At 43.6% G+C, this 25,737-nt stretch carries 20 protein-coding genes and 1 pseudogene; 7 read left to right on the top strand and 14 right to left on the bottom strand.

Annotation, left to right across the window (positions count from 1 at the left end):
- Window positions 1-48: 48 nt before the first annotated feature.
- The 3 genes and pseudogenes from ABTV53_RS14455 to ABTV53_RS14445 form a co-directional block, all read right to left on the bottom strand.
- The gene (locus ABTV53_RS14455) at window positions 49-936 is read right to left on the bottom strand and encodes a cation diffusion facilitator family transporter (RefSeq protein WP_433753891.1); all 888 of its coding nucleotides are present in this window, start codon (window positions 934-936) and stop codon (window positions 49-51) included.
- Window positions 937-1,373: 437 nt separating this feature from the next.
- Window positions 1,374-3,662 (bottom strand): annotated as a pseudogene (locus ABTV53_RS14450) (DEAD/DEAH box helicase).
- A 179-nt stretch (window positions 3,663-3,841) separates the two neighbouring features.
- The gene (locus ABTV53_RS14445; RefSeq protein ID WP_433753889.1) at window positions 3,842-6,139 is read right to left on the bottom strand and encodes a stalk domain-containing protein; all 2,298 of its coding nucleotides are present in this window, start codon (window positions 6,137-6,139) and stop codon (window positions 3,842-3,844) included.
- Window positions 6,140-6,373: 234 nt separating this feature from the next.
- On the opposite strand from ABTV53_RS14445, the gene ABTV53_RS14440 reads away from it, so the two are divergent.
- The 3 genes from ABTV53_RS14440 to ABTV53_RS14430 are packed head-to-tail and all read left to right on the top strand — an operon-like array spanning window position 6,374 to window position 10,036.
- Complete coding sequence (locus ABTV53_RS14440) at window positions 6,374-7,837, top strand: spore germination protein (RefSeq protein ID WP_433753888.1); 1,464 nt, start codon at window positions 6,374-6,376, stop codon at window positions 7,835-7,837.
- The gene (locus ABTV53_RS14435) at window positions 7,830-8,918 is read left to right on the top strand and encodes a GerAB/ArcD/ProY family transporter (RefSeq protein WP_433753887.1); all 1,089 of its coding nucleotides are present in this window, start codon (window positions 7,830-7,832) and stop codon (window positions 8,916-8,918) included. Before ABTV53_RS14440 ends, ABTV53_RS14435 begins: the two co-directional genes overlap by 8 nt.
- Window positions 8,915-10,036, top strand: a complete 1,122-nt coding sequence (locus ABTV53_RS14430; protein ID WP_433753885.1) for a Ger(x)C family spore germination protein — start codon at window positions 8,915-8,917, stop codon at window positions 10,034-10,036. The genes ABTV53_RS14435 and ABTV53_RS14430 overlap by 4 nt, the downstream gene beginning before the upstream one ends.
- Window positions 10,037-10,131: 95 nt before the next feature.
- Here the strand turns inward: ABTV53_RS14430 and ABTV53_RS14425 are convergent, their stop codons facing one another.
- Window positions 10,132-10,611 carry a GyrI-like domain-containing protein gene (locus ABTV53_RS14425; protein ID WP_433753883.1) on the bottom strand — a complete coding sequence of 160 codons (480 nt, stop codon included), beginning with the start codon at window positions 10,609-10,611 and terminating at the stop codon, window positions 10,132-10,134.
- A 105-nt stretch (window positions 10,612-10,716) separates the two neighbouring features.
- Between ABTV53_RS14425 and ABTV53_RS14420 the strand changes: the two genes are divergently transcribed.
- A complete protein-coding gene (locus ABTV53_RS14420; RefSeq protein WP_433753881.1) occupies window positions 10,717-11,691 on the top strand; it encodes a helix-turn-helix transcriptional regulator in 975 nt (324 codons plus the stop codon).
- A gap of 103 nt (window positions 11,692-11,794) precedes the next feature.
- On the opposite strand, the gene ABTV53_RS14415 is transcribed toward ABTV53_RS14420, so the two are convergent.
- The 7 genes from ABTV53_RS14415 to ABTV53_RS14385 all read right to left on the bottom strand — a co-directional run bounded on the left by ABTV53_RS14415 (window position 11,795) and on the right by ABTV53_RS14385 (window position 18,389).
- Complete coding sequence (locus tag ABTV53_RS14415; RefSeq protein WP_433753880.1) at window positions 11,795-13,024, bottom strand: multidrug effflux MFS transporter; 1,230 nt, start codon at window positions 13,022-13,024, stop codon at window positions 11,795-11,797.
- A gap of 137 nt (window positions 13,025-13,161) precedes the next feature.
- Window positions 13,162-14,382, bottom strand: a complete 1,221-nt coding sequence (locus ABTV53_RS14410) for a macrolide family glycosyltransferase (RefSeq protein ID WP_433753878.1) — start codon at window positions 14,380-14,382, stop codon at window positions 13,162-13,164.
- A 70-nt stretch (window positions 14,383-14,452) separates the two neighbouring features.
- Entirely contained in the window at window positions 14,453-15,892 is a 1,440-nt protein-coding gene (locus ABTV53_RS14405) for an MFS transporter (protein ID WP_433753876.1), read from the bottom strand.
- A gap of 120 nt (window positions 15,893-16,012) precedes the next feature.
- Window positions 16,013-16,300 (bottom strand): HesB/YadR/YfhF family protein, encoded by a 288-nt coding sequence (locus tag ABTV53_RS14400; RefSeq protein ID WP_433753874.1) that lies wholly within the window; start codon window positions 16,298-16,300, stop codon window positions 16,013-16,015.
- A 21-nt stretch (window positions 16,301-16,321) separates the two neighbouring features.
- Window positions 16,322-16,681, bottom strand: coding sequence for a HesB/IscA family protein (locus ABTV53_RS14395; protein WP_017688344.1), 360 nt, complete (start codon window positions 16,679-16,681; stop codon window positions 16,322-16,324).
- The gene (locus ABTV53_RS14390) at window positions 16,671-17,018 is read right to left on the bottom strand and encodes a winged helix-turn-helix transcriptional regulator (protein ID WP_433753872.1); all 348 of its coding nucleotides are present in this window, start codon (window positions 17,016-17,018) and stop codon (window positions 16,671-16,673) included. Before ABTV53_RS14390 ends, ABTV53_RS14395 begins: the two co-directional genes overlap by 11 nt.
- Window positions 17,019-17,030: 12 nt before the next feature.
- Complete coding sequence (locus ABTV53_RS14385; RefSeq protein ID WP_433753870.1) at window positions 17,031-18,389, bottom strand: MFS transporter; 1,359 nt, start codon at window positions 18,387-18,389, stop codon at window positions 17,031-17,033.
- A gap of 166 nt (window positions 18,390-18,555) precedes the next feature.
- On the opposite strand from ABTV53_RS14385, the gene ABTV53_RS14380 reads away from it, so the two are divergent.
- Both ABTV53_RS14380 and ABTV53_RS14375 read left to right on the top strand, forming a co-directional pair.
- On the top strand, window positions 18,556-19,215 hold the full coding sequence (locus ABTV53_RS14380) for a helix-turn-helix transcriptional regulator (protein ID WP_433753868.1): 660 nt from the start codon (window positions 18,556-18,558) through the stop codon (window positions 19,213-19,215).
- Between the two features lie 140 nt (window positions 19,216-19,355).
- Complete coding sequence (locus tag ABTV53_RS14375; protein ID WP_433753866.1) at window positions 19,356-20,573, top strand: NAD(P)/FAD-dependent oxidoreductase; 1,218 nt, start codon at window positions 19,356-19,358, stop codon at window positions 20,571-20,573.
- Between the two features lie 157 nt (window positions 20,574-20,730).
- Here the strand turns inward: ABTV53_RS14375 and ABTV53_RS14370 are convergent, their stop codons facing one another.
- Window positions 20,731-21,408, bottom strand: coding sequence for a TetR/AcrR family transcriptional regulator C-terminal domain-containing protein (locus ABTV53_RS14370; RefSeq protein WP_433753864.1), 678 nt, complete (start codon window positions 21,406-21,408; stop codon window positions 20,731-20,733).
- Window positions 21,409-21,544: 136 nt separating this feature from the next.
- Between ABTV53_RS14370 and ABTV53_RS14365 the strand changes: the two genes are divergently transcribed.
- Complete coding sequence (locus ABTV53_RS14365) at window positions 21,545-22,897, top strand: MATE family efflux transporter (protein ID WP_433753862.1); 1,353 nt, start codon at window positions 21,545-21,547, stop codon at window positions 22,895-22,897.
- A gap of 68 nt (window positions 22,898-22,965) precedes the next feature.
- Here the strand turns inward: ABTV53_RS14365 and ABTV53_RS14360 are convergent, their stop codons facing one another.
- A complete protein-coding gene (locus ABTV53_RS14360) occupies window positions 22,966-23,943 on the bottom strand; it encodes an alpha/beta fold hydrolase (protein ID WP_433753860.1) in 978 nt (325 codons plus the stop codon).
- Window positions 23,944-24,108: 165 nt separating this feature from the next.
- On the bottom strand, window positions 24,109-25,407 hold the full coding sequence (locus ABTV53_RS14355; RefSeq protein ID WP_433753859.1) for an NCS2 family permease: 1,299 nt from the start codon (window positions 25,405-25,407) through the stop codon (window positions 24,109-24,111).
- Window positions 25,408-25,737 lie beyond the last annotated feature (330 nt).

Genomic DNA, 25,737 nt, shown 5'->3' with positions numbered 1-25,737 from the left:
AGCTCACTGGTTCTTTGCTATACCAAGTTCCTTTTTTAAATCTTAATATCAAATGCACTCTTCCAACGTATCAGGTTCCACATGAACGTGAACGGTGTATACGTCATGCTCCTCCATTAACTCGTTCTCCACATCTGTACAGATATCGTGTGCTTGTTGAAGATCCAGCTCAGCATGGACTGTTATGACAACGTCCACTACAGCATTATTCCCATAATTGCGCGCTTTCAAGTCTTTGACCGTCTCTACACCATCTATTCCGGCAATCGTCTTTTTATACTCCTGAATCAGTTCAACATCAAAACCGTCCGTCAGATGATGTGTAGCTTCCTTGAAAATGTCCCAAGCGGTTATGCAGATCAGGAAACCTACGATGACAGCCGTTACAGGGTCAAGCCATGGGAGGCCGAACTGGGAACCCACGATCCCAATGACCGTACCAGTGCTTACCCAGGCATCGGAAATATTATCACGAGCTGCAGCCATGACCGCCTGACTTTTAATACGGGAAGCGAGTCTCTTGTTATAGCGATACACCAGATACATGATAACTGCGCAGAACATGCCTGTGTAAGCGGCGATGATATCCGGAGATTCATGTGTACCCTGAAACACAGAACCAATGGCTTCAAACAGTACTTGTAAACCTACTGCCATCATGATAAAAGAAGCAACAAGTGACGCAACGGTCTCTGCTCTCCAGTGACCATATGTATGATCTTTGTCGGCTGGGCGTTGGGCAAGCTTCAAACCGATCAGTACAGCTATTGAAGCCACAATATCGGTGGCATTGTTTAATCCATCCGCCTTGAGCGCTTCTGACCCGGCCATATTGCCAATGACCAGTTTTAACACGGTCAAACATATGTAGGCGATAATGCTGATGATCGCTCCGCGCTCCCCCAGCTTTAGATTATCGTATTTGAGTTGATCCACATGATATCCTCCTGCAATCTTCAATTCTAGCACGTGTATGATGGTATCATTGAAGATTTGTGTGGGTCTAGAGAAACGTTTTGAGTGTGACGAAACATAATCTGTAAGCGGCAATTCTTTTACGAGTATCCAAAAAAGTTGGATTTGGCAAACTTAAATATCCGGGGGTTGTTTCCACACCTCATCCCGGCAAGCCGGACAAGAACCTGTTCTAATAAAATAAAAAAAGCCGCTAAATTTAGCGACTTTCAAAGGACGTATAGCCGGGGACATTTTGAAGAACTACACCTCTCCTCAAAAAATCTCAGTTTCATAATCAAATTCAACAATACCCTCTTGATTATTTTTATCAAATACATTTTGCAGTTCTGTCATCAAATACGAATCGACCCGACTCGAAAACCGTTCTCTATTGTTCATCGATCGTCACGCTCCCCTCAATATTTTGACATCCTATATATTGGCCTCAGTAACAGCTTCAGCATCTTACTGCCCCAAAAAGCGAATACGGTCGTTCCTGTCCATGAACTGCGCTTATCTTGGCTGTATTGATCGTTAATCATATAAGTCCGAGTCGAAATTGGGCTCTTCAGACCGAACTGTTCCCATTTCTCGGGATCATTCGAACCTCCAAGTTTTCTTAGCATATGGGCCGACTCATGATCTATTTTAGCCGGGATTTGCTCGAATGCTTCGGTAATTTGCGCATGGAATTCATCGATCGGGTTGCGACTGGTAATGCTCTCGAGATGGATGCTTTCGCGAATGTAAGCAACGAATGCCAGATGTTCAGCCCAGAACTGATCGATATAAAAAAGCCGTACACGTTGCTCCGATGGGCTCATCAGTCTCTCAGCTTTCAAAACTCCGAGACGTTCGTCGTATAGAATTCGCCTCTGATCTTCCACCATATCCGAATAACTGTTTAATTCCCGCTGAATATCGAAGTTTTGGCCTATAATAACGCGCTGAATATGCTCGATTTTGCTGAGGAGCGCAGGATCATCAAGTACCTCGTCCTGATTGGAAGCGCGAAACAGTTTATGAATGCCAAAGCGAAGCATCAGCTCGTCTTCCAGGCTAATATAAAATACGGAAGCTCCAGGGTCACCTTGGCGGCCGCAACGTCCGCGCAGCTGATCATCAATCCGCATACTTTCGTTCACATATGTACCTATCACGTATAATCCGCCAAGCTTGGCAATTTGTTCTGCCTACGCGGGGTTGCCGCCACCGAGACGAATGTCAACGCCGCGTCCTGCCATATTTGTAGATACTGTTACTGCCCCGATTTCTCCGGCTTTCGCGATGATTTCGGCTTCTTTCACATCGTTTTTTGCATTCAGAACCTGGCAAGGTACACCGGCAACTGCCAGCGCCTCCGCCAGCAAGTCAGACTCCTCGATGCTTGACGTACCAATAAGAATGGGGCGTCCCTCCCTATGGACAGAAGAGATTTCTTGTACAAGCGCCTTATATTTGGCTTCTTTGTGGGTGTAAATTCGATGCTTGTGGTCGATTCGTATGTTTGGTTGGTTTGGCGGAATTCGTACGACCTGGAGCGCATAGATATCTTCGAATTCCATTGCTGAAGTGTGCGCTGTAGCTGTCATTCCGCAAATTCCCGAATACAGGCTAATAAAGTGCTGAATGGTGATGGTGCCGAGAATTCTCCCGCCAGCCTTCCACTGCAGCCCTTCTTTTGACACAAGGGCAGCTTGCAGCCCATCCGGCAAATACCTGTTCTCGGCCACACGGCCTGTATGTTCTTCAATTAGTTCAATTACACCGTCCCGAACGATGTAATCGACGTCTTTTTTTAATAATGATTCCACATGCAACGCACAATTCAATGACGTTAACCAATGACTGTTATGGCTATCGTACAAATTGCCGCATCCCAGCAGCAGCTCCGCTTTCGCAGCACCCGCTTCATTCAAGTAAACGTTCCGCTGGAACTCGTCAAAATCGTAATGATCTCCTGGCTGCAGCTGCCGGGCCACTTCTGCGAAAAGAACGCCGTCACTTTTGGAAGCACTCGAATCGCCACTGATGACTAGGGGCACCCGCGCTTCATCAAGAAGCAGTGAATCCGCTTCGTCTACGACGACGTAGTGGAAAGGACGGTGTACGGTATCAGCTTCATTTAATGCTATTGTGTCACGCAAATAATCGAACCCTGCTTCTTTAGCCGTAACATAGGTTATATCCTTGGCGTAAGCTTCTCGTTTCTCGAACAGGCTCATACCCGCTTGAACCGAGCTTACGGTTAACCCGAGGAAGCGATAGATCGGGCCCATCCACTCTGCATCTCGACTTGCCAAGTAATCGTTAAAAGTGAGAACATGAACGCCTTTGCCTGTCAAAGCGTTGAGATAAACAGGCATAACAGCAGAGAGCGTTTTTCCTTCACCGGTATGTTGCTCGATCAAAAGTCTCTCGTGCAAAGCGATAGCAGCCATAATTTGCACACCGTAAGGTTGTAATCCGAGTGTTCTCTTCGCAACCTCGCAGACTAAAGCATAAGCATCAACCAGAAGATCATCCAAAGGCGAACCTGATCTTGCTTCTTCTTGGAGCCGAAGAGATTCCGCTTGCAGGTGCTGATCGTCCCAAGCTTCCAAATTCCTTTTCCTGATATGCTCCACTTTGTCTCGATAATCTTTCAACAAACGCCGGGTATCGCGTTCTTTGAATTCATGTATCCAGTTGACGAGTACATTCATCGGAATGGATTCCTCCTAAGTAGAAATAGCGGTGCCATAAATGGCTTTTTTAATTGCGCCCATTACGTACATCCTCATATTGCCTTATGAAAAGAAAAGACCCCATATGGAGTCTTTTCTGTCGATAATTAACGCGCCACTCAAACCATTCGTTGTTAGAGATAAGATAGACAACTACCTTACTTCTCCGATGGGAGCGGTGTAAAGAGCAGATTCACCGGCAGGTTGCTTCCTGGCGCGGCAGAGAACAGAATCGTTACACTCTCTCCAATTGATCCTGTACGGTAAAGAACGCTTTGTTCACTTGAATTGGCAACCGCAACATTACCTTCAGCAATCGATACCAACTGGTTGTTCACCAGAGCTACTCCGGAGTACTTCCCTCCACGAGGGTTAAAGGAGATAAGCGTACGCGGTGCAACATTGGTCAGCGTGATTTTGTACAATACGCCGAAATTACCCGCATTGGATGCGTCTGTGTAAGCCATCGGATCTGTTCCTACCAGATTGGGATCGCTTGAATTGTCACCAAGTGGCAGACGGGCAGGTTTGATTCCCACGTGCTCATCGTACTTTATAATGCGAGTCGCATTCGGGTACGTGCCACGGTTGTGTACTCCGTCACGATCAAGCACAGGTAACAATGGCAGAGCCTCGAACGGATCTTTATTTTCTTCCACCAGGATAACGTTATAATCTAAGGAATAATCACTATATGCATCCGAATAGAGAGAGATGACTTGTCCTTCTTTCATCGGCGTTTTATTAAGTTCGGTCAAAATGAGTTTGCTTTCCCCAGGTTGAAGGTACTCTTTCTTTTGATCCGCTCCAGTCTGAATAGACTTGAACCATTTATCAATAGACAATTTACCAGCTACGGTAGCATATGGTGTAGGTCCCGCAAAGCCCATATTCTGTTGTTCGAATACGGCCGGATTCGGGTTGTTATTGGTTGCAATCACATACATTTTCACTCTTTTGCCTGTATTGTTCACGTGGTGAATCATGAAACGGGTCTGCCCGGATGATGATTCTTTATATACGATACCTTCTGTATTCACCGTTTCCGGACTGTTGCTGCGGATCAACAGACTTGGCTCATCCATGTACGTATAAGGCACTTTCTCCATTGTAGTCACTTCGCCGCCATTAAAGGTAAATTTCTGTCCTACCGGCGTGAAGAGTAAATTGAAGTCAGTAAATGAATATAATGTCTCATTGGTTATGGTGATGACTTTGGAGTACGTGTTCGTAGCGCCGTGATTGTCCGTAACTGTAAGTGTCACCGTTTTTGGACCCGGTTCAAAGAACGCAAGTGAATTATTCTCCCATACCGCTTTATCAATATTATTTTCGTCATCTGTACTTTGGTCTGTGTATGTTATTTTTTCGCCCATTTTATATTCTTCTTTATCCGTGGCGAACATGGCTACAGGAGGAAGATTAGGACTCAATACTTCAATGGTAACCGAATATGGATCACTCCATTGTCCGTTGGAATCCTGTACTTCATATGAAATCGTATATGTACCTGCTTGATCAAATGAATCCTGGCGACCTGTCCAGCGTTCGTCAACGATATCCATTCCATTGGGTGAACTGTTAGAAGTTACGTAGTCCACTTGATCGCCCGCAAAGATTTCCTTTTGGGAGATGGTGAAGCTTGCAGCAGGTTTTGTATTCAGATTCAGCACAACCGTTTTGGCCGACTGATTCACTTTATAGGTAATATTCAGGGCTTGAGTAATGGAAGTTAACGGCACCATGAATGTACTTTTTTGCTGATAAGCAGGACCTTTCATTGTTCTGGTTTCTCCATTTACCGTATAGTCCTTGCTGTTTGTCTTGAATCGAAGCTCATCATCACCACTAATGATGATCGTTTCTTTGGTTTTGTTATCGTATTTGACCCCGTATCCCACACGATCAACCAGCGCACGGATTGCAACATAGGATACACCGTTTTTGACAGCCATTGGCTGGCCAGCAAGATACGTTTTTCCATCCTGCTCCATTTTGTTGCTATTCATGTACAACGTCAGATTCCCACCTGCTGCAGGAGACGTCCCGTCAATGGATGGTTGCTCTATTTGAGCTGGCGTAGCTGGCGTTTCCACCTTCTCAGGGGTTTCCTCTTGTACTACAGGTTTCGTACCCGCTTCGTTTGTAGTGGTCTCTCCCCCATCCAATGCAGGTTTCTCGCTATCTGTTTTGAGTGTTGCCTCATTGCCGGTCGAGGTTTCGGTTTCTTTGGCTTCAGAGGATGGAGTATTGATGGATTTGTTATTGCTCTCTGTCTTCACTTCACGCTCTGCAATCGGCTGCTCTTGTTTTAACACCTCAACTGATTCTACATTGGCTGTGTTTACTGACGCGGTGTCACCTTGTGGTGCTGATTGCGCATTCACAGAACCAACTGCAAATGCTTGAAAAACGGCTAAAGCGGTAAAAATGGATAATTTCTTCTTCATATTCATGTGTTGTCTTTGGCTCCTTCTACTCTCTAGTCATTTATTTATATCCCCTTTAAAAGTCATAGTATTAGACGCTAGATTTAGGAAAAAGTTTCTAATTGAATTGTAAATTATGGATTTTAGAGCAACTATTTTTCAATGTTAGTTTATAAGTTCTTGAATAAAATGCATCTTTTGAATAATCATCTTGATTTTGCACAAGATAATCCATGTCGCATTTGATAGAGAGGTGGATATATGACCCCAACCAAACAGGCATTCTCTGAATTAAACATGAATATTTCTTATGTAGAGCAGTCCCTCTACTGTACTGACGATTTGAAACAACAACAGCTGCTACTTAATGGTGTACAGAGTGTGCTTCTCTATATCGATTCACTTGTAGATCTGGAGATCATTCAAACACATGTCTTAACAGCACTGCATAGCCAAAATCATTCGGAAATCTACCCATCGTTCACCACTTTAGAAAATCGAAAAGATACGGATCTGCAACGTGGAGTAAACTCACTTATTCAAGGCAAATGTCTTTACATAATCGACGGGCACCCGGAGTTTTACATTCTCTCTACCGAGAAAATGTATGTCCGTAGCACAACTGAACCGGAAAACGAAGGCGTTATTCGAGGGCCGCACAATGGATTCGTAGAGCAGCTTTCCGTTAATTTGAATCTGATCCGCAGACAAATTATTAGTCCATCCTTAATGGTTCGATATTTTAACGTTGGCGAGAAGACACATACCAAAATTGCAGTTGTATATCTTCAGGACTTGGCCAATCCGGAGTTGGTGAACGAAGTAAAAGAGCGAATTGCATCCATATCTTCAGACATGGTGCTCGCTTCAGGCTTTATTGAAGAGTTTATAGAGGATAATCCCTTCTCTCTTTTTCCCCAGCAGCTCAGTACAGAAAGACCTGACCGGGTTGTTGCCAACTTGATGGAGGGGCGCGTCGCCATACTTGCCGAAGGAAGTCCTTCAGCTCTTATCGCTCCTGTGACGTTTTTTGCTTTTTACCAAAGTCCGGATGATTATAATGGTCGCTGGATTGTCAGTTCTTTTTTACGGTTAATTCGCATGATGAGTTTTATCATTGCTTTTACATTACCTGCTGTTTATATTGCTACGATCTCCTTTCACTCCGCTATTTTACCGATCGAGCTGGCACACACAATCAAGAAATCATTGCAGAACATCCCCTTTCCTGCACTTGTAGAGGCGATGTTACTTGAACTGATCTTTGAAGTATTAAGAGAAGCCGGGGTCCGACTTCCCAGCCGAGTGGGCCAGACCATCGGCATCGTTGGCGGTTTGGTTATTGGTGATGCTATCGTTCGAGCTGGGCTTGTATCCTATACAATGATTATTGTGGTATCACTAACTGCTATCTCGTCGTTTTTGGTGCCTTCGCATGAGATGAGTTCAGCAGTACGTATTCTCCGCTTTCCAATGATGATTGGGGCGGCGCTTTTTGGATATATCGGCATCGCATTTGGTCTGGTGATTCTAACCATTCACCTCTGTAAGATGGAAAACTTCGGATCGCCTTATTTTGCTCCAGTGGCCCCTTTCCGATTAGCTGACATGAAGGATGTATGGATACGATTTCCCATCTGGGCGCTTCGCGGGCGTCCTCATGATGCCCGCCCGCAGCGACTGAATCAGCAGAAGTTCTCTAGGAGTTGGAAAAAACGTGAATAAGGAAACAACAATCACACGGGGACAATTGTTCTTACTTATTATAAAATTTGAGATCGGTGTAGATATTTTATCCCTCCCTTACCGTATACACCTTCTGTCCAACGGTGGGGGGTGGATTTCTGTTTTCCTTGGAGGGTTCCTGATCCAACTTGTCATATTGTTGTGCTGGCTTTTGATGCGAAGATTCCCGAGTTCATCCATTTATGACATTGTAACGCTGATTACGGGTAAATGGATTGGCAAGTTGCTGATCATTGCCTACGTTGGATACTTCCTGTTAATGGGCACTTCTGTTCTGGTGAATGCCTACAGTGTGATTAATCGCTGGATGCTGCAGGATACGCCACGGTGGGCTATATTTGCCCTCTTTTTATTCAGCAGTATCTATTTGGTTCGGCAAAAATTACGAATCATTGCGCGAGTACTTGTACTCATCTCCTTTTTGGTGTTGCCCATGATGGTATTGATCAGTTATGGACTCAAGGAAATCAATCTGTTATATCTTTTACCTATGACGGAAGCAGGGTGGCCCAATATCATTAGTGGATCAACCGAAACATTAATGGCCATGTTCGGATTTGAGTTTTTTCTCGTTGTGTTTCCCATGGTTGAAGGTAACAGCGGTGGCAAACTTAAGTCCGTTGCTTTTGCAAGTGCTGTAGTTGTGTTGTTGTATGCATTTACCGTGTTCATTTGTTCGACGGCTTTCAGTCCCCAACAGGTTGACTTAATGCCTGAACCTGTCATTTATTTGCTCCGTTCTATCCCACTCGGGACAATGGATCGGGCTGATTTCCTGTTCCTCCCCATCTGGTTAATATCAATTTTCGGGGCCATTTGTGGCTATTACTATACGGCATCCTATGGTATAAGTTATCTCTTCAAACAAAAACACCATAAAAAAGCCGTCCCTTATGTCGTTCTTGCTTCTTGCGTAATTGCCTATCTGCCACAACAGAAGGAAAAACTGGAGTTGATTAGTACGATTGCCAACAGATCGGCATACTTTTTTCTCATGATCCTGCCTCTGCTACTGTTGGTTCTATCTTATATAATGAAACGAAAAGAGAAGATGATATGAGTAAACGAGGAAAACTCCTTGTCCTGCTAATCTTGCTCATGGTGATGACGGGATGCTGGGATCAGGATAGTTTAAAAGATGCCAGACTGGCTAGTGCTTCGGCGTTTGACATCACCTCAGAGGGTGAAATTAAACAAACGCTTGAAATTGTCGATGATTCTGAGAGTCAACAAGGTAGCAGCGGTAATGAAGTCCACTCAGGCACCGGGAGATCCGTCCGTCAAAGTACGGATAGAATTCGCGCTAAAGTGACTGGTGATATCCGGTTTTTCAAATATGGGATGATCTTATACGGCAACAAACTCGCACAAAATGATATCTACCCATACCTGGACGTCTTATATCGGGAACCCGATTACCCAACCTCACATGTGAAAATTGCGATTGTGGATGGCGAGGCCGGAGATTTGTTACACCAAAAAAGAGTTGGCAGCATATTGATTGGTGAGTTTATTACGAAAAAAATTAAGAGCCTGGAGGAATTATGTATTTTTCCTGAAATGACGTTAGAGACCCTTCTCCCTCCCATGCTGGATCCGGGACAGGATTTTACGCTGCCTTACCTTTATAAGGATGGAAAGGAGATTGATGCTCGGGGAATCGCCCTGTTTCATGGGCAAAGGTTCAGTGGGAGTCTTAATATCGAACAGGCCCCTCTATACGTTATTATGAGTGGTAAATGGAATAAAACAGCGCGATTTGTCAAAAAGATTCATCCTGGTCCTTCCAATAATCCACGGAACTATATCACTTACGAAGCGAATACCAAAAAAATCAAACGTAAACTCGCGGTAAAGGTTACACATGATAGCCAAATTGATGTGAATCTCCATATCGAACTTCCAGTAACGATTGTTGAGTATGCAATGAATCATCTTCAGGAAAAGGGAACGATTGAACGTCTGAACCGCGAGTTATCCGATGACATGACTCAGGACGCAGAACTAATTATCAAGACACTTCAGCAGAGCGGGTGTGATTCCTTCGGTATTGGCAGACATTTAATAGCCCATCACCCGGACTTGTGGAAAAGCTTAGACTGGAATCAACAGTATGCGCAAGTTCGTTTTCACCCGGAAATAAAGGTAAAAGTAATCGGTAGCGGCGTTTTAAATTAATAGCATGCTGTCGTGCAATTGGGAAAGCTCTCTTCCATTTTGAAGAGAGCTTTCTCCTTCATTTTCAACTCAAAAGTTCTCAGGTCCCCTTCTTATCAATTCCTTACAACAGGAATCCACATTTCACCATATACCAAACCATTTTTCTCTCCCATTTCAACCGTTGTATTCGGACCGCCAACATAGGCATAATCTTTTTCTACGGGGAGGGCTTGACCAAAGGCAATGCCAGTAAGCATATTATTGAGCGCATCAGCCGTTTCAGCTTCGCCCTTCACAACCAGGTATTCTCCCTTGGGAAATTGGATTACTCTCGTTGCTTCTGGCAGAGATTGTTCTGTCATGACGCCAGCATAATGCATCATCTGGTTATTCACTGCTTCGTTCACAGCAAAAATGTATTCATTTGTTGCCAGGGACTTTAGTTTGTCTAGGCTTCCATCTTCTTTCAAAGTGGACCAAAAATCCGCCTTCTCTTTGCTGATACCAGCATAATCTGTGTAGTCACTCTTAAGCTCTGTTCCAATACCTAGTACGATGAAGCTTTCTTTCTCTTCAAAATGATAATTACTCATGGTTTACACCGTCCTCTTTAAATTTTCAATTGATTTGTGTTTTCACTTGATAGGTTTATAATAACCTTAAATCATGTCAGAATATGATACTGTTTAGGGGGCCCAATGAAAAAAGTTGAACGGATTAATGTCATCACGCGGTATATCAATAACCGTGCCCACTTTACCATCTCTGAAATCATGCGAGAATTTAACATTTCTCGTTCGACAGCCATTCGAGATATCAGAGAAATTGAAGCCATGGGAATGCCACTTGTCGCTGAAGTTGGGCGAGACGGTGGTTATTTTGTCATGAACAACTCCCTCCTGCCCACGGTCCGGTTTACCGATAATGAAATCAAAGCGTTATTCATTGCCTTTATGGCGACAAGAAATCAACAGCTTCCTTATCTGAAGAGTCGTCAATCTTTGGCTGAAAAATTATTGGGCCTTATCTCAGAAAATCAGCAAGATGACCTCGTACATTTGAATCAACTATTGCTTTTTGAAGGGACCAATCCCCGTAATCCAGACTTGCTTGATCTGTCAGACCTGCCTCACCCTACTTTAGAAAAACTCATTCAAATTCTTCTTATAGAACGTTATTTGTTAGTTACTGTCCAAGAAGAGATGAAAACAAAGTCCTATCCCATTGTTCTCTTGCACCTGCATCATCAAAAAGGCCATTGGATCATTGAAGGTTTTGACCTGGAGGAAGAAAAGAGACGAATCGTATCAGTCGACAACCTCATCCATGTCGAAGCATACCCGACGAAAAAAAGACGGAGTACAAAAAAGATTGTAGAACAACTAAAACGAAATACGCAGGAAGAAGTTATCAACCTTGTCCTGGAACTTGGTCCAAAGGCGATTGCGCAATTCAAAAAATACCATCCTATAGAGTTTTCAATTGCCTATACGAATCCATACCAAACTACAGCCCTCCTAAAGGCATTTATGAATGTTCATATCTCAGAAGAATTAACCGAAATCACCAATTGGTTGCTTTTTCTAGGTGAAGATATCAAGGTGAAGGAGATTCCGGAAGAAGTCCTGAATGCTGTACAAGAGAGATTAAGCTTATACCAAATGAAGAAGTGAGCGTCAGTACGATAAACCAAAAAAAGCCGCTATTTGAGCGACTTATAATGGAATCATATTCATTTTGACTCACGCCAATGCTTGGCGAGCTATTCCTTCTATACTAAAAGTCAGCATTAGAGTGGGCATGATTAGGTGTATGCTGCGAGATTTTTTTAACGAGCAGAAAATAAGTAACAATGGCAATGATACTGGTCATTAATAGAGTAAGTCCTAACGGGACGGCAGTGTCTTCACCTGCGATACCCACCAGAGGAGCAACAAGTGCACCCAGAAGAAACGGAACAACGCCGAGCAGTGCTGCTGCACTTCCGGCCATCTTAGCTTGACTCTCCATGGCCAGCGGGAATGCCGCAGTGGACGTAATGCCGATTGAGCAAACAAAGAAGAACAATGGAATGACCAAAGCGAAAAGTGGACCATGAACTAAAGTCACCACCAGAGCAGCAACACTTGCTATTAGAGCAAGCCATAGCCCCGATAAAAGAAGCGTCTGCTCAGGGATCCGTTTGGCCAAACGACCCACGATTTGAGATCCGATGATCAAGCTGATGCCGTTTGAAGCAAACAATATAGCAAATACCGTGGGTGTGACGCCATATATATTTTGGTAAATAAATGGTGTTCCTGCTACATAAGCAAAGACCCCTGCCGTCATGATTCCCTGTGCGAGCATGTAGCCTACAAACGTGCGGTCACGTAGAAGCATTCTGTAATTACCCAATTGCTGTTTGAAGTCTGGAACCATACGTCTTTCGATAGGGTGTGTTTCTTTTAAGCTCCACTTGGTCATGATCAATAAGAAAATCCCCAGGAATGAAAGCGAGATAAACACGCCAATCCATGTTGTGAAGGAAAGAATGCCACTTCCCGCAATCGGTGCTGCCAAAGGCCCCAAATTCCCTACAAGCAACAGCAAAGAGAAAAATTTAGTGAGCTCATGTCCACTATATAGATCTCTAGCTATCGCACGGGAAATGACAATTCCTGCTGATGCCGCAAATCCTTGCGTGAAACGAAACAAAATCAATAGTCCGATATTCGGAGCAAACGCACATGCCAAGGAACAAATAATGTAGGCTGCCATGCAGATTAATAATGGTCTACGTCTACCGTACGCGTCACTCAAAGGACCCATAACGAGTTGTCCTACACCAAGTCCTAACAAACAAGCAGTAAGACTAAATTGTACAAGTGATGCCGTTGTATTCATATTTTGTGCAATCTCCGGGAAAGCCGGTAAATACATATCAATCGTAAATGGACCTAATGTAGAAAATAAACCTAGTAGTATTGCCAGTCCAAAAACATTCCAATTCGTGCTCTTCGCCATGATCAATATAATCTCCAATTCCTAGTATAATTTACAAACCTAATCGGAGTATAAGACATAGAGTTAACTATAGGTCAAGTCTTGAGGTTATTAAATAAAAAAAAGCCGCTAATTAAGCGACTTTGGATGGAAGACTATTAAATTGTGTAACTTCCCCGGCCTGAACCTATATGACTCATAATCAATTCGGCTGCCCGTATGTAACCTCCAGCCTGCCTTAAGGATTCCCCAATGAGGTAAGCCTGCCGTTTATAACACGGATTGTGTAGCACTTCTGTTAATGCCTCTCTCAAATCAGTTGCATTGAGGTTAAGTTTATCTAATGTAATACCCGCGCCCAGCTCCTGTACCCGACTGGCGACAAGAGGCTGATCCGATGTTAATGGAATCATCACCAACGGAACGTTGTAATACAACGCTTCACTCGTGCTGTTCATTCCAGCATGTGTAATAAAAACATCGGTATGCTGCAGCATGTCCAACTGGGCAATGTAGGGCTTAACGATAAAATTAGGAGGTATTTGATTAGCGAGCGGCTCCATATCCGTGTATTTCCCTGATGATAGAACAACATTCACGGGTAGATCCCCTAATGCTTCAAAGCAAAGCTGATAGAAATCCAAATTTTTATTTAAAATCGTCCCCATAGCAATGTACACGGTTTGCGGGTACCTTTCATGTAGCAATTCAAATGAGAAGGTTGGAGCATCTTGACGTGTTATGATCGAAGGACCCGTGAAAATAAAACGATCATCCAGCTTTTCTGCCTGCGGCTGAAAATAACGGCTGGTGTACACAAGCTTTAACTGACCTGCATGTGCCGGAATCTCTTCCATGGCTGGAATACTCACTTGAAGCTCTTCAGCTAACTCCGTTGTAATCTTCATTGTAGCCTCATAAAGCTCCTTCGTCTCCATCTCATTCAGAACTGAGCTAGACCCCAGAGTCTCCACAAAAGCAAAGGACGCAATCGAGCACACCGCAGGAATTCCCAGTTTTTCTGCAAGAATAGTCCCTCCCCATCCCATCAGGGAATCAAAGATCATATAATCAAACTTTTGATCCTCGACCACCTGCAGCACATTGGGGATGATCCTCCGGATAATACTTACCATCATATAAATGAACTGATACGGATGCTTGTATTCTTGGGGTTTCAACACCGGATCATGAGAGAAGGCATCTTGTGGAAATGGATAGGTAATGATCTGGGCACCGGTTTGTTCAATTCGGGAACGGTACTCCTCCGTGCACACATAGATGACTTCCTCACCATTGTCTATCAACTGAGTAACTAATCCTAACGATGGATTCACATGTCCTTCAGCTGGAGTAATGACTACTATTACACGTGCCATCTTACCCACCTCCCAATGCAATTAGTCCCCCCGTTCTTCGTGATGTATTTAACGACGCGGTCGTCATCCGTTACATGGAGATGTTGTCCTTCACTTCGTTGATTGGATGATGTTCTTGATGAACGAGTTTGGTAATTCGTAGTGATGCCAAGAAACTTAACAAGACCCATAATAATTGAAGTGTTAACACGATCAAAACACCTGTCGATATGCCCCACTGTAACGTTTCGGACAAGGCAATCAGAGCGCCACCAACTCCAATGCTTACGCCCATATAGAAGGAATCCACAAATTGCAGATTCGCGGACATTTCTCCCTCTTTCCTGGGAAAGGCATGTTGTAAAGCAATGGCTGCCGTTGTAGGGTTGGCCAAACCAACCCCGAACCCTGTAATCATTTGTGAGAGAAGGATGAGTATAATCCCGCCGTCCGTCAAAATAAGAGCCAGGATCACAAGTGCAGTTCCAACGATCATAATCCCAATGCCCGTCATGACCCTACCCTTTCGGGCACGACCTTGATCTCGTGCATCAAGCTTGGCTTGTAACCACGCTGCGGCGGACCAGCTGAGAGAACCTGCTGCTACAATGAGGCCAGCAATATCAGCGGATAACCCCTTCACTTCGGTTAGTGCCAAGATCACAAAACTTTCCGTTGTAAAATAACAAGCTACATATAACCCTCTCGAAACCAAAGTAGCAGGCAATCCTTTTTTTACTGAAAAAGTGCCCACGGGCAGCAATTTACGCATTGGTGTGATCATGACGACTAACCCACCCAAAGTGAGTAATATACCTTTCCAATCGGTTATCATACCAAGTCCTGTGAGTAATAGCCCCGTTCCAACGGCAAGCAGAATCGCATACATAATCTTTGAGTCGGTTGCTCGCGCTGGACCTGTCAGATCTTGCTGAAGCTGCAAGTTACGGAAAGAACGGAATGTGAGACTGAGCGCTATTCCAATCAAGGGTAAAACGATCCAGAAAACATATCGCCACGAGATGTAGGAAGCAATAAGGCCTGCTGCATAAGGTCCGATTAAGGTAGGCAGGACAAATGCCATGGAGAATGCGGCCAGGATTTGAGTACGAAGTGTATCTGGATAATGTAACGTCACACAGGTATAAACGCATGTGATCAAGGCCCCCGCTCCAAAACCTTGAAGGGCTCTTCCGGCAATAAGCATGTGCATATCGAAAGAGACAGCGGATACCACAGTTCCTAACACAAAAACACTAAAAGATACCAGCATGGATGTAAAAACACCGCGCTTGTCAATCTGCTGACCTATAACCAAGGTTCCAACAAGCTGAGATAACAGAAATGCGCTGAAGATCCAACCATATAAATGAATGCCCTCTAAACTTTGTGCCATTTTCGCGGCAATCGTCGTGATAGCCAGTCCTTCGAAAGCAACGGTTGCCAGAACCAGCATAATCCCAATCGTAGGTGCCCTGTACTGAGCATCAAAAATCCCAATCTGATTGTTGTTTGTCTTCCACACCTCCATAATTTGATGGATATTATGGTAAAATAAACCTTTTTACTCCATGAATATACCTTATGTGTTTTACTTTGTAAAGTTTAATGTTTAAAAAGTAGAATCGTGCTCTAGATTATGATTTCATGTTCAATAGGAGATTTTGCTTGAAAATATGCCATGTTCATTACAGTCAATTTGGAGAAGTTCATCCTCCAGGATCCAGGCATCTGTTTTTTCAACAAAGAAATGAAATCCTCCAATGGATTGAACCAATGCGGGATCGACCGGTGTAGCACTCGCATTGATGCCAATTGTAAAAGCATCGGAGCCTCCTCCAACATATTTTGCGTAAAACCTTACATATTGGCCCTCTTCCAATTCCCATTCATTCTTAAATGAATCAATTGCTTGTACAGATACTACAAATGAGATCATTGCTCTGCACTCCTTCCTACATTAATCACATTTTTTCACTTCGCCACGATAATTGGCCATTCTGAAACTGGCCCCGCATCCACACGAAACTTTGGCATTTGGATTATTCATGGTGAATCCACCTAACATTCCGCTCTCTTCATAGTCAATCTCAAGACCATCAATATATGGAATACTGTTTGCGTGAACCAATATCTTAAATTGCTTTTTATTTAACACAATGTCTTCTTCTGCCTGCTGTTCATCCACGATAAGGGTATAAGATAAACCACTGCATCCCCCTTCATCAACGCCTACTCTAAGGAAGGCATTTTGGATATCCGCACTTGATAGGATCTCAACGATTTTGTCCGATGCTGTATCACTGACCTCAATGATCATCTTTATTCCTCCCGGTGGTATCATTTTGAAATTTGGTATCCCAGTCCATTAGACAGGGTATGAATGCTGCAAGAGCAGCTCCTTTTGGCGTAAGTTCATAAGTAATTTGTGTAGGGCGTGTCCGTATTGTTCTTTTGACCAAATGATCATGTTGAAGCCCCTTTAAACGTCTGGAGAGGATCATTTCGGAAATGGAAGGAATATTATCGAATATTTCACCGAATCTCTTCGGGCCTTGAGAAAGAGCACATAAAATATGGATCGTCCATTTCGTTCCGATGATACGATAAGCCGTAAATAGTTTATTCGGGTCTTCAGTGAACAATGGTCTGTACACCCACTTTCATATTCATCCGCGTGGTGAGATCCGAGTGCTCGCAACGATACTCATGACGATCAACAAGAGATGGAACCCCATGGCTACAATTAAGCCGGATTGAAGTGACATACCTCCAGCCTGACACACGACAAGAATGGAACCACCAATACCGATCACTACACCAGGTGTAAAAGAATCTGCAAATTGCAGATTTGCCGAGGTTTGGCCCACGCCTTCTTCCCCCGTTTGGGAAAATGCGACAACACCACTAATCGGATGCGCCAATCCAATACCAACTCCTGCGATGATCTGACCAATAACTGCAATGGTAACGGTCACAACAGGTACCCAAAATACGATGGCAATCCCTATGGCAAGTAATAATACGCCAAGAATAATTCTCATATGACGTCCACTGCCCTGATCTGCCGCATCCCACCGTCCTTGCAGATACGCAATGATACACCAACTTAATGCAGCACTCGCCACAATTAATCCAGCCTGAGAAGGTGTAATTCCTTTCACATCGATTAGAGCCAATACCAGGAAATTCTGTGTACTGGTATAGGCAGCGAAGAACAATCCACGTGTTGCCAAAATAGCTGGCATTCCTCTGCGCAACGTAAGTGTTCCCTTCGGTAGCAATTTACGGAGAGGAAATATCATCAATACGAAGCCAATTATGACTAAAACAAATCCCATAATGCTCGGAAGCCTACTTAGACCAACCAGGAAAATCCCTGTACCCAACGTTAAGAGTAACGCCATCCAAGTGGATGAAGATCCGCTATCCCCTCCCGTCTTCTGCACTTTCAATTTCCTAAAGGCAGGTAAGCTAAGCAATGCTGAAACCACCAGTACAGGTAAGATCCCCCAGAAAACAAAGCGCCAGGACCACTGATCTGCGATAACTCCTGCTACATATGGACCGAGCATGGACGGAAGAACATAGGCAGTACCAAATGCTCCAAGAATTTTGGCACGTAACTCATCCGGGTAACTTAACGATATAGCTGTATACACACAAGTCATCATAGCTCCGGCACCCAAACCCTGTAGAGCCCGTGATCCTATCATGGTATACATGTCGCCTGCGGTTGCGGCAGCGATCAGTCCTACGATAAACAACAGAAGTGCAAAAGTGAACGGTGCTGCAGGTCCTCTTTTATCAATGATTCGACCGACGACAAGCGTCCCGATAATCTGCGCAAGCAGATATGTACTGAATATCCACCCGAATAGGCTAAGACCGTTCAAGTCTCCAGCAATCGAAGGAGCAATGGTGGTGACGGATAGACCTTCGAATCCAACGGCCATCACTGATAAAATAATTCCTATGGATAATGCAAAATAACGCGGGCTGAAAATACTTTGATGATTAGACGACATGAAATGTGACCTCCAGGAAAATTGGTATGTATACATCGTATCCGGATACTTAGTAAACATTTTTGTTTACAATGTCTAAGCTACAGTTCGGTTTTGACTTTGTCAACATTTTTGTTTAATATGTAGTTAGTCATGTAGATTCAGTTGCGTCACAAGGAGGTGCACCATGAGCGGAAATCAAACCAAAAAAGATGTCTCGACCAGTACCCGGAGAGCAATTATTAATCTGTTAAAAGAGCGTGGGGGAATGGATGTTGTGGCACTCTCCACTCAGTTTTCGTTATCTGGAATGGCTATTCGGCAACATCTGAATGCGCTAAAAGAAGAAGGATTGGTTACCACTGTGGAAGAGGCCCGTCCCATGGGTCGTCCCACCAAGTTATGGATATTAACTCCCGCGGCTAATCGTTTTTTCCCAAGTGGATATTCGGATCTATCCGTCAGCCTCATCAATTCGATGAAAGAAGCTTTTGGTACTGAAGGGCTGGACAAGCTGCTGGATGTTCGAAATAAAAATATGCAAGAACAATATCTTCAGCATCTTGGCGATTCATCAGGAGTTCGAGAGAAATTGGAGAAATTGGCCGAGATTCGCACCAATGAGGGTTATATGGCCGAGGTTAAGGAGAAGGATGATGGTAGTCTCCTACTCATTGAGAAGCATTGCCCCATCTGTGAAGCGGCCGCGGTATGTACCGGGTTATGCAAGAATGAGTTACATTTATTCAAAACGCTTTTAGGCGATAATGTTCATATTGAACGGGGAGAATACATTCTTGCCGGAGGAAGAAACTGCGTATACACCGTTAGGCAAAATAAGCCATGACAAAAGGAGCAACCTCATTTGAGATTGCTCTATACCTAATACTCATAACTCCTTGATAATAAGAGAATCCGTTGGCCTGCATTGAGTTTCCGCAAACTGTTCATACTAAGCTCCGAATATATATAAGGGAGAGACTTGATATGGATCTGCAAAGCGGTAAACTATATTGGCCAACAACAATGGTGAATCCTCCCTCCTATCCCAAGCTTGAAGAGGACATATCCTGCGATGTACTAATCATAGGGGCTGGCAGTTCAGGTGCCCAGTGTGCAAATTTCCTAAGTGATCAGGGATTGTCCGTCGTTATCGTGGATAAGAGAAAAACTGGAGAAGGCAGTACCAGTACCAACACAGCTTTGATTCAATACGCGGGAGAAAAAAGTTTTGTATCGCTTAGTCACTCCTTTGGTGAAAAAGTGGCTGCTCGTCATCTTAAATTATGCGAAGAAGCCATTAATGAGATTGAGCGAGCATGTCAAAAGCTTCCGATTGATCCCGATTTCACAAGACGTGATAGCCTGTATTACGCAAGTTACCAAGCGGATGTGTCCGCTCTGAAGGATGAGCATGCTCTTCTTCAGAAACATGGATTCAAAGTCGATCTGTGGGACAAACAGCATATATCCGAGGTGTACCCTTTTCAGAAAGAAGCAGCGCTATACTATCATGATGATGCCGAGATGAATCCGTTAAAATATGTATACGGACTTCTTGAGAAAGTAAAGGCACAAGGAGTAATGATATTTGAGAATACGGAAATAACCGGTAAGCGATTCGAAAAGGATTACGCTATATTCTATACCAAAGAACGCCGCGAGATCCGGGCAAAACACGTTATCATCGCAGCCGGTTATGAAGATGCGGACTTCAAAGTCGAGAGAAATGCTACACTCTCCAGTTCCTATGCAGTAATCACTAAACCCATTAATGATTTTTCAAGCTGGTATAAGAGGACATTGATATGGGAGACTGCTCGGCCATATGTGTACATGCGTACAACCGCAGACAATCGGGTGATCATCGGAGGAATGGATAAGGACACAGCATACGCTGAAACCAGAGACTCCAAAATACGCGCAAGCAAAAACAAACTAATTGAGGAATTTAATAAGTTATTTACGGACATTCAGGTCGAACCTGAATACTACTTGGGCGCATTTTATGGTGGAACACATGACGGGTTACCTGTGATAGGTCAATACGAATCTTATCCGCATTGTTATATCATTATGGCATACGGAGATAACGGAACTGTATATAACAGTGTTTTAGCCAATATTGTTTCGGAAAAGATACTCAAAGGATCGAGCCCGGATATGGAAATTTATCTTCAAAGTAGACCGACTGTTTTCCAATGATTTTCAATCAATATTGTCTGAATCCATGTCAAGTTATCACAAAAAAAGGACGATTTCCGAATGGGAATCGTCCTTAAGCATGAGCTGGTATACTTCTTTTCCTAGGTTGAGATGAATGGTCCGAAGCCATTACCATTATATATTTCCTGATGCTCCTTTATTGATCAGCCTTGATCACTTGCTCAATCCCCGACAAAATCAACGTCACTCCAAACTCAAACGCTCCGTCGGTTCCCATCACCTCAAACATACCGCTCTTATACATCCTACTGAAGATTCCAGCTTCCTTCTCACTCATGGAGTCTAGAAGTTGGATCATCTCCTCACCCTGAAGTACTTCCTGATCCTTAAGAACAGCAGAGATATTGCGCTGATGCTGATAATCGTCCAGAACGAAATAGAATACATAGTTTACAAGCGTAAGAACTGCCTGTAATTTCTGTTCTTGCTCTAATGGCGTTGATTCCATGCAGAGCAACATACGGTTGGTGAACCGGATCATGTCCGGCTCGTGGGGTAGCGTCATCATCATGAGCTGTGTGGAGCAGGGGTATCGGCTTAGCACATTCCTTACGGTTAGCGCAAGCCCTTCCATCTGATCTCTCCAATCCCCTTCAGCGTGAAACTCGTCCAGAATAATTTTCGATATCTGGTTGGCCAGACGCTGGTAGAGTGACTGCTTGCTCTTGAAGTACCAGTATAGAGATGGAGCCTGAATCCCCAGCTTATCTGCCAAGCGTCTCATGCTGAATTTCTCAATGCCCTCCGCCGCCAGAAGCTGCCACGAGGTTTCTAAAATCTTATCTTCCGAAATCTGAGGCTGTTGTTTTTTCATCACTATCCGTCCTTTAATCTAACAGTGTAAGTTTATTCTTTACAGGTTCATAAGTTCATGATAACATCTAACACTGTAAGGTTCAATCTAACGGTGTTAGATTGAACCGAAATTAATGATGAAAGTAGTGATCCACATGGATGCAGAAAACCTCCATTACTTCGAAAAAGCACCGATCGCCAAAGCTGTAGCTCACTTTGCTGTCCCAATGATGCTAGGCACATCAATGAGTGTTATCTATTCCATCTTGAATGCCTATTTCCTTGGTACACTGGGTAATACAGCCATGTTAACCGCACTTGCACTAACATTGCCGTTATTCGCAGTCATTATGGCGCTAGGCAACTTAATTGGCATAGGTAGCGGTACATTCATCTCCCGTTTGTTGGGTGAGAAAAAAGTTGAGGATCTGAAGCATGTATCTTCATTTGCCTTTTACAGCAGTTTAGTTCTTGGACTTATCGTGATGGCTGTTGGCCTCCCTTTGATCGAGCCAATTGTTCATGGGCTGGGAGCAACGCCGGACTCCTTCGGATTTACGAAAGAGTATGTCACAATCATGCTTATCGGTTCTCCATTTGTCATCTTATTTTTCACGTTGGAGAATATCGTGCGCTCAGAAGGTTCAGCAATCACGTCAATGATCGGCATGATGCTCAGTGTTATCGTGAATATTATTCTTGATGCGCTATTCATCTTTGTCTTCCATTGGGGTGTGATCGGCGTTGCATCTGCTACGGTCATCTCAAACATGGTTGCAAGTGCTTTCTACGCTTTCCATATGAGTTACAAGAGTCAATTCTTAACCGTCTCCCTGAAATGGTTCAAGGTGACCAAGGACATCCTGACCAATGTGTTCAAAATCGGAGTTCCTGTCTTTGTTATGAGTGTTTTCTTGGGTGCGATGTCTCTTATCCTTAACCTTTTTCTTGTCGAATATGGGGATCAGGCCATTGCGGGGTATGGGATTTCATCACGTTTGTTGCAGTTTCCTGAGTTTATTCTGATGGGTTTGTGCGAGGGAGTCGTGCCGTTGATTGCCTTCTCATTTACAGCGAACAAATTACGCATGAAACAAACCATTGGATTCACGATTAAAGCTATTCTGGCCCTGGCTGTCCTGTTCGGCGTTATCGTCTACCTGATTTCTGACCACTTGATTGGTTTATTTACGACTGATCCACAATTAATTGAAATGGGTAGCTACATTCTCCATGTGACCTTCTTATCTTTGTTTATTACAGGAATGACTTCTTTATTTATGGGGATTTTCCAAGCAACTGCCCAAGGAACCGCCGCTTTTGTTATGTCCATCATTCAAGGAATTACGCTAATTCCTGTATTGTATATTGCTAATCAAATGAACGGTTTTCATGGAGTGATCTGGTCGCTCGTTATTGCGGATGCCGTCGCATTCCTTGTAGGAGCAATCATGTTATATGTTTTGCGGACCAAATTACAGCCGGATCTGGCTCATTTGGCACAGTAATTTTACTGATAATCACAGAAAAAAAAACCACGGTGCCCATTTCGGTACCGCAGTTCAATGATCGATCTCTATTGGAGTTGTTTCATGTAAGATTTGAATTCCTCGGCGATTTCTTTGTATTTCGTATGATGCAGGTAATGTGAACCTTCCATCGGGATCATCTTGCCCTGCGCGGATTGTTTGACTTGTTCTTCATGTAGCGGAATCCACTGTGGGTTTTTCTCGTTATTGGATTGAACAAAGAGAAGCATTGGCAGTTCACTAGGATAAGTGAGTTTTTCTCCATTTTTGAAATTGGAACCCAGGTGTTTAAGCTCATCTACTAATGTCGGGTTTGTCGAAACTTGATTCGAAATCAACTTCATCTGTTCTTTGGTATGTTCATCGTATGCAAGTGATGCATATGAATCACCGCTTACTGCTTGGAGGACTCTCATTAAGCCCGATTTTTGAAGGAATTTCATTAGGTTCAAAGGTAATTTAACATCCATGCCAGGTTGATTTGGAACACTGCTATCAATCCCGACAAAAGCAGAGACTTCATCCGGATACGTGTTCACATAAGTCGCCGCGTACAGCCCCGTGATGGAATGCCCCATCAGAATATAACGATCTATACCGAGCTGCTGTACAGCTTCATGAATTTCACTAACAATATTCTCGGTGGTTCTCTCCGTTTCGGTTTGGTCGCTTAATCCATACCCGAAAGGCTCAATCGCCACAACTTTGTAATCAGGCGTCAATTCATCGATTAGCAATTTGAAATCAAGTACTGGTGACGGGGTTCCTTGTCCGGGAAGTAGCACAATGGTTTGTTCGCCGCTTCCTTGAATGGACACATTCATATTCTTCCCATCAACATTGACATATTGGCCGTACGGTTCGATTTTCTTTTTCTCAGCCCCATTACTTATCGTATGAACGACAAACGTGATGCCCATGAACAGTACCAGCGCGCCGACAATACCACCTATTATTTTCAACCATAAGTTCCGTTTTTTATGGTCCTTAGTCCTCGTTGTTGTTACATCCACTGCTTCTGCCATATCCATCTTCTCCTGTCCTTTATATCTGTAGAGCCGCTCTTGCGACATAGGTACAGTGTAACCATGGAAGATGTCCCCTTCGTGACGGGAATATGAACGGAGTATGAACTACTAAAAAAGAGAACTGCTTGTTGAGAGCAGTTCTCCATAGGATAAGACAGTTTCTTAGTGGTCCAGGAACACAAGCTGAATGAAGAACAATACTGCAAAGATATAGAAGATTGGATGAACATCTTTACCTTTTCCACGAAGCAGCTTAAGTACCGGATAGAAGATGAAACCTACGCCGATGCCTGTCGCAATACTATGCGTCAATGGAGTAAGGATGATAATCAGAAAAGCAGGAAATGCTTCTTCGAGATCATCCCATTTGATTTTGCTGATAACGTTAATCATAAAGTATCCAACAATGATCAGTGCCGGAGAAGTAATCGCCGGAATGCTTGAAATTACACTTACGATCGGTGTGAAGAACAAGGTCAGCGCAAGCAGCACACTTACCGTTACCGCTGTCAGTCCCGTTCTTCCTCCTGCAGCTACCCCTGTGCTGGACTCGATGTAAGCCGATGTTGGACTTGTTCCGAGTAAAGCACCACTGGTTGTTCCTACGGCATCTGCCAATAGTGCGCCACGCGAGCGTGGAAATTTACCATCCTTAAGCAATCCTGCTTGTTCAGCAACGCCGAGCATCGTGCCTGTCGTATCAAACAGTGTGATCAGCAGGAACGTAAATATGATCGTGTACAAACCATTCGAGAATACACCTGCCAGATCCAGTTGCAAAGCCGTTGAAGTAAGACCTTGTGGCATGGATACAATGGATTCCGGCATTTGGAATAGTCCCATGATCCAGGCAAGTATCGCTGTTACCACCATTCCGATGAACAGATAACCTTTCACATTGTAAGCCATCAGCACAACGGTAATAATCAATCCGATAATGGTCAGATAAGCCATGGGCTCAGCCAAGTTTCCGATCGTAATCAAATTCGATTCTGAATCGGCAATAATCCCGGCATTTTGCAAACCTACCGTTGTAATAAACAATCCGATCCCTGCGGTTATGGCATGTTTTAAGCTAGCAGGAATTGCATCAAGCAACATGTAACGGAATGAAGTCAGTGATAAAATAATAAACAAAATCCCTGCGATAAATACGGCTCCCAGTGCAACCTGCCAAGATACGCCATACCCGGCAACTACACTATAGGCAAAGAATGCATTCAGGCCCATACCCGGCGCGATGACGATTGGATAATTGGACCATATTCCCATAATCAGAGTTCCCACAATACTTGCCAGTACCGTTGCTATGAATACTCCGTTAAAGTCCATGCCTGTGCTGCTGAGTATTCCTGGGTTTACGATAACTATGTATACCATTGTGAAAAATGTTGTGACCCCTGCGATAATTTCTGTGGGAATGCTCGTGCCTCTTTCTTTTAATTTGAACCATTTGTCCATGATAAAGCCAGCCTCCAACCTTCAAATTATACTCCTAAGCTAAAAACAAAAAAATCCTAATTCTCATATAGGATTGTAATATTAACGCTCCTATATTCGTTGTTAGGATTAAAGATTTAACAGCTATGCTCTATACGAAACATAAAAACGAAATATAAAGATACTCATCTCTGTTTTAACCTGAAGTCCATTTCGTATTCTAATTAAAATAACATGTGTTGTCAACGATTTGACGAATTGTTCACAGTTATTTACGAACTATATATATACTATATCTTATGTTCATTCGTTTTTAGGACAGTGTGTATACACTTAGCGCTCAATGTTTAC

It is taken from the genome of Paenibacillus amylolyticus (assembly GCF_050990605.1).
Lineage (GTDB): Bacteria > Bacillota > Bacilli > Paenibacillales > Paenibacillaceae > Paenibacillus > Paenibacillus amylolyticus_H.
Note: the sequence above shows the minus strand (reverse complement) of the source record. Positions and strands in the feature narration are given on the sequence as shown.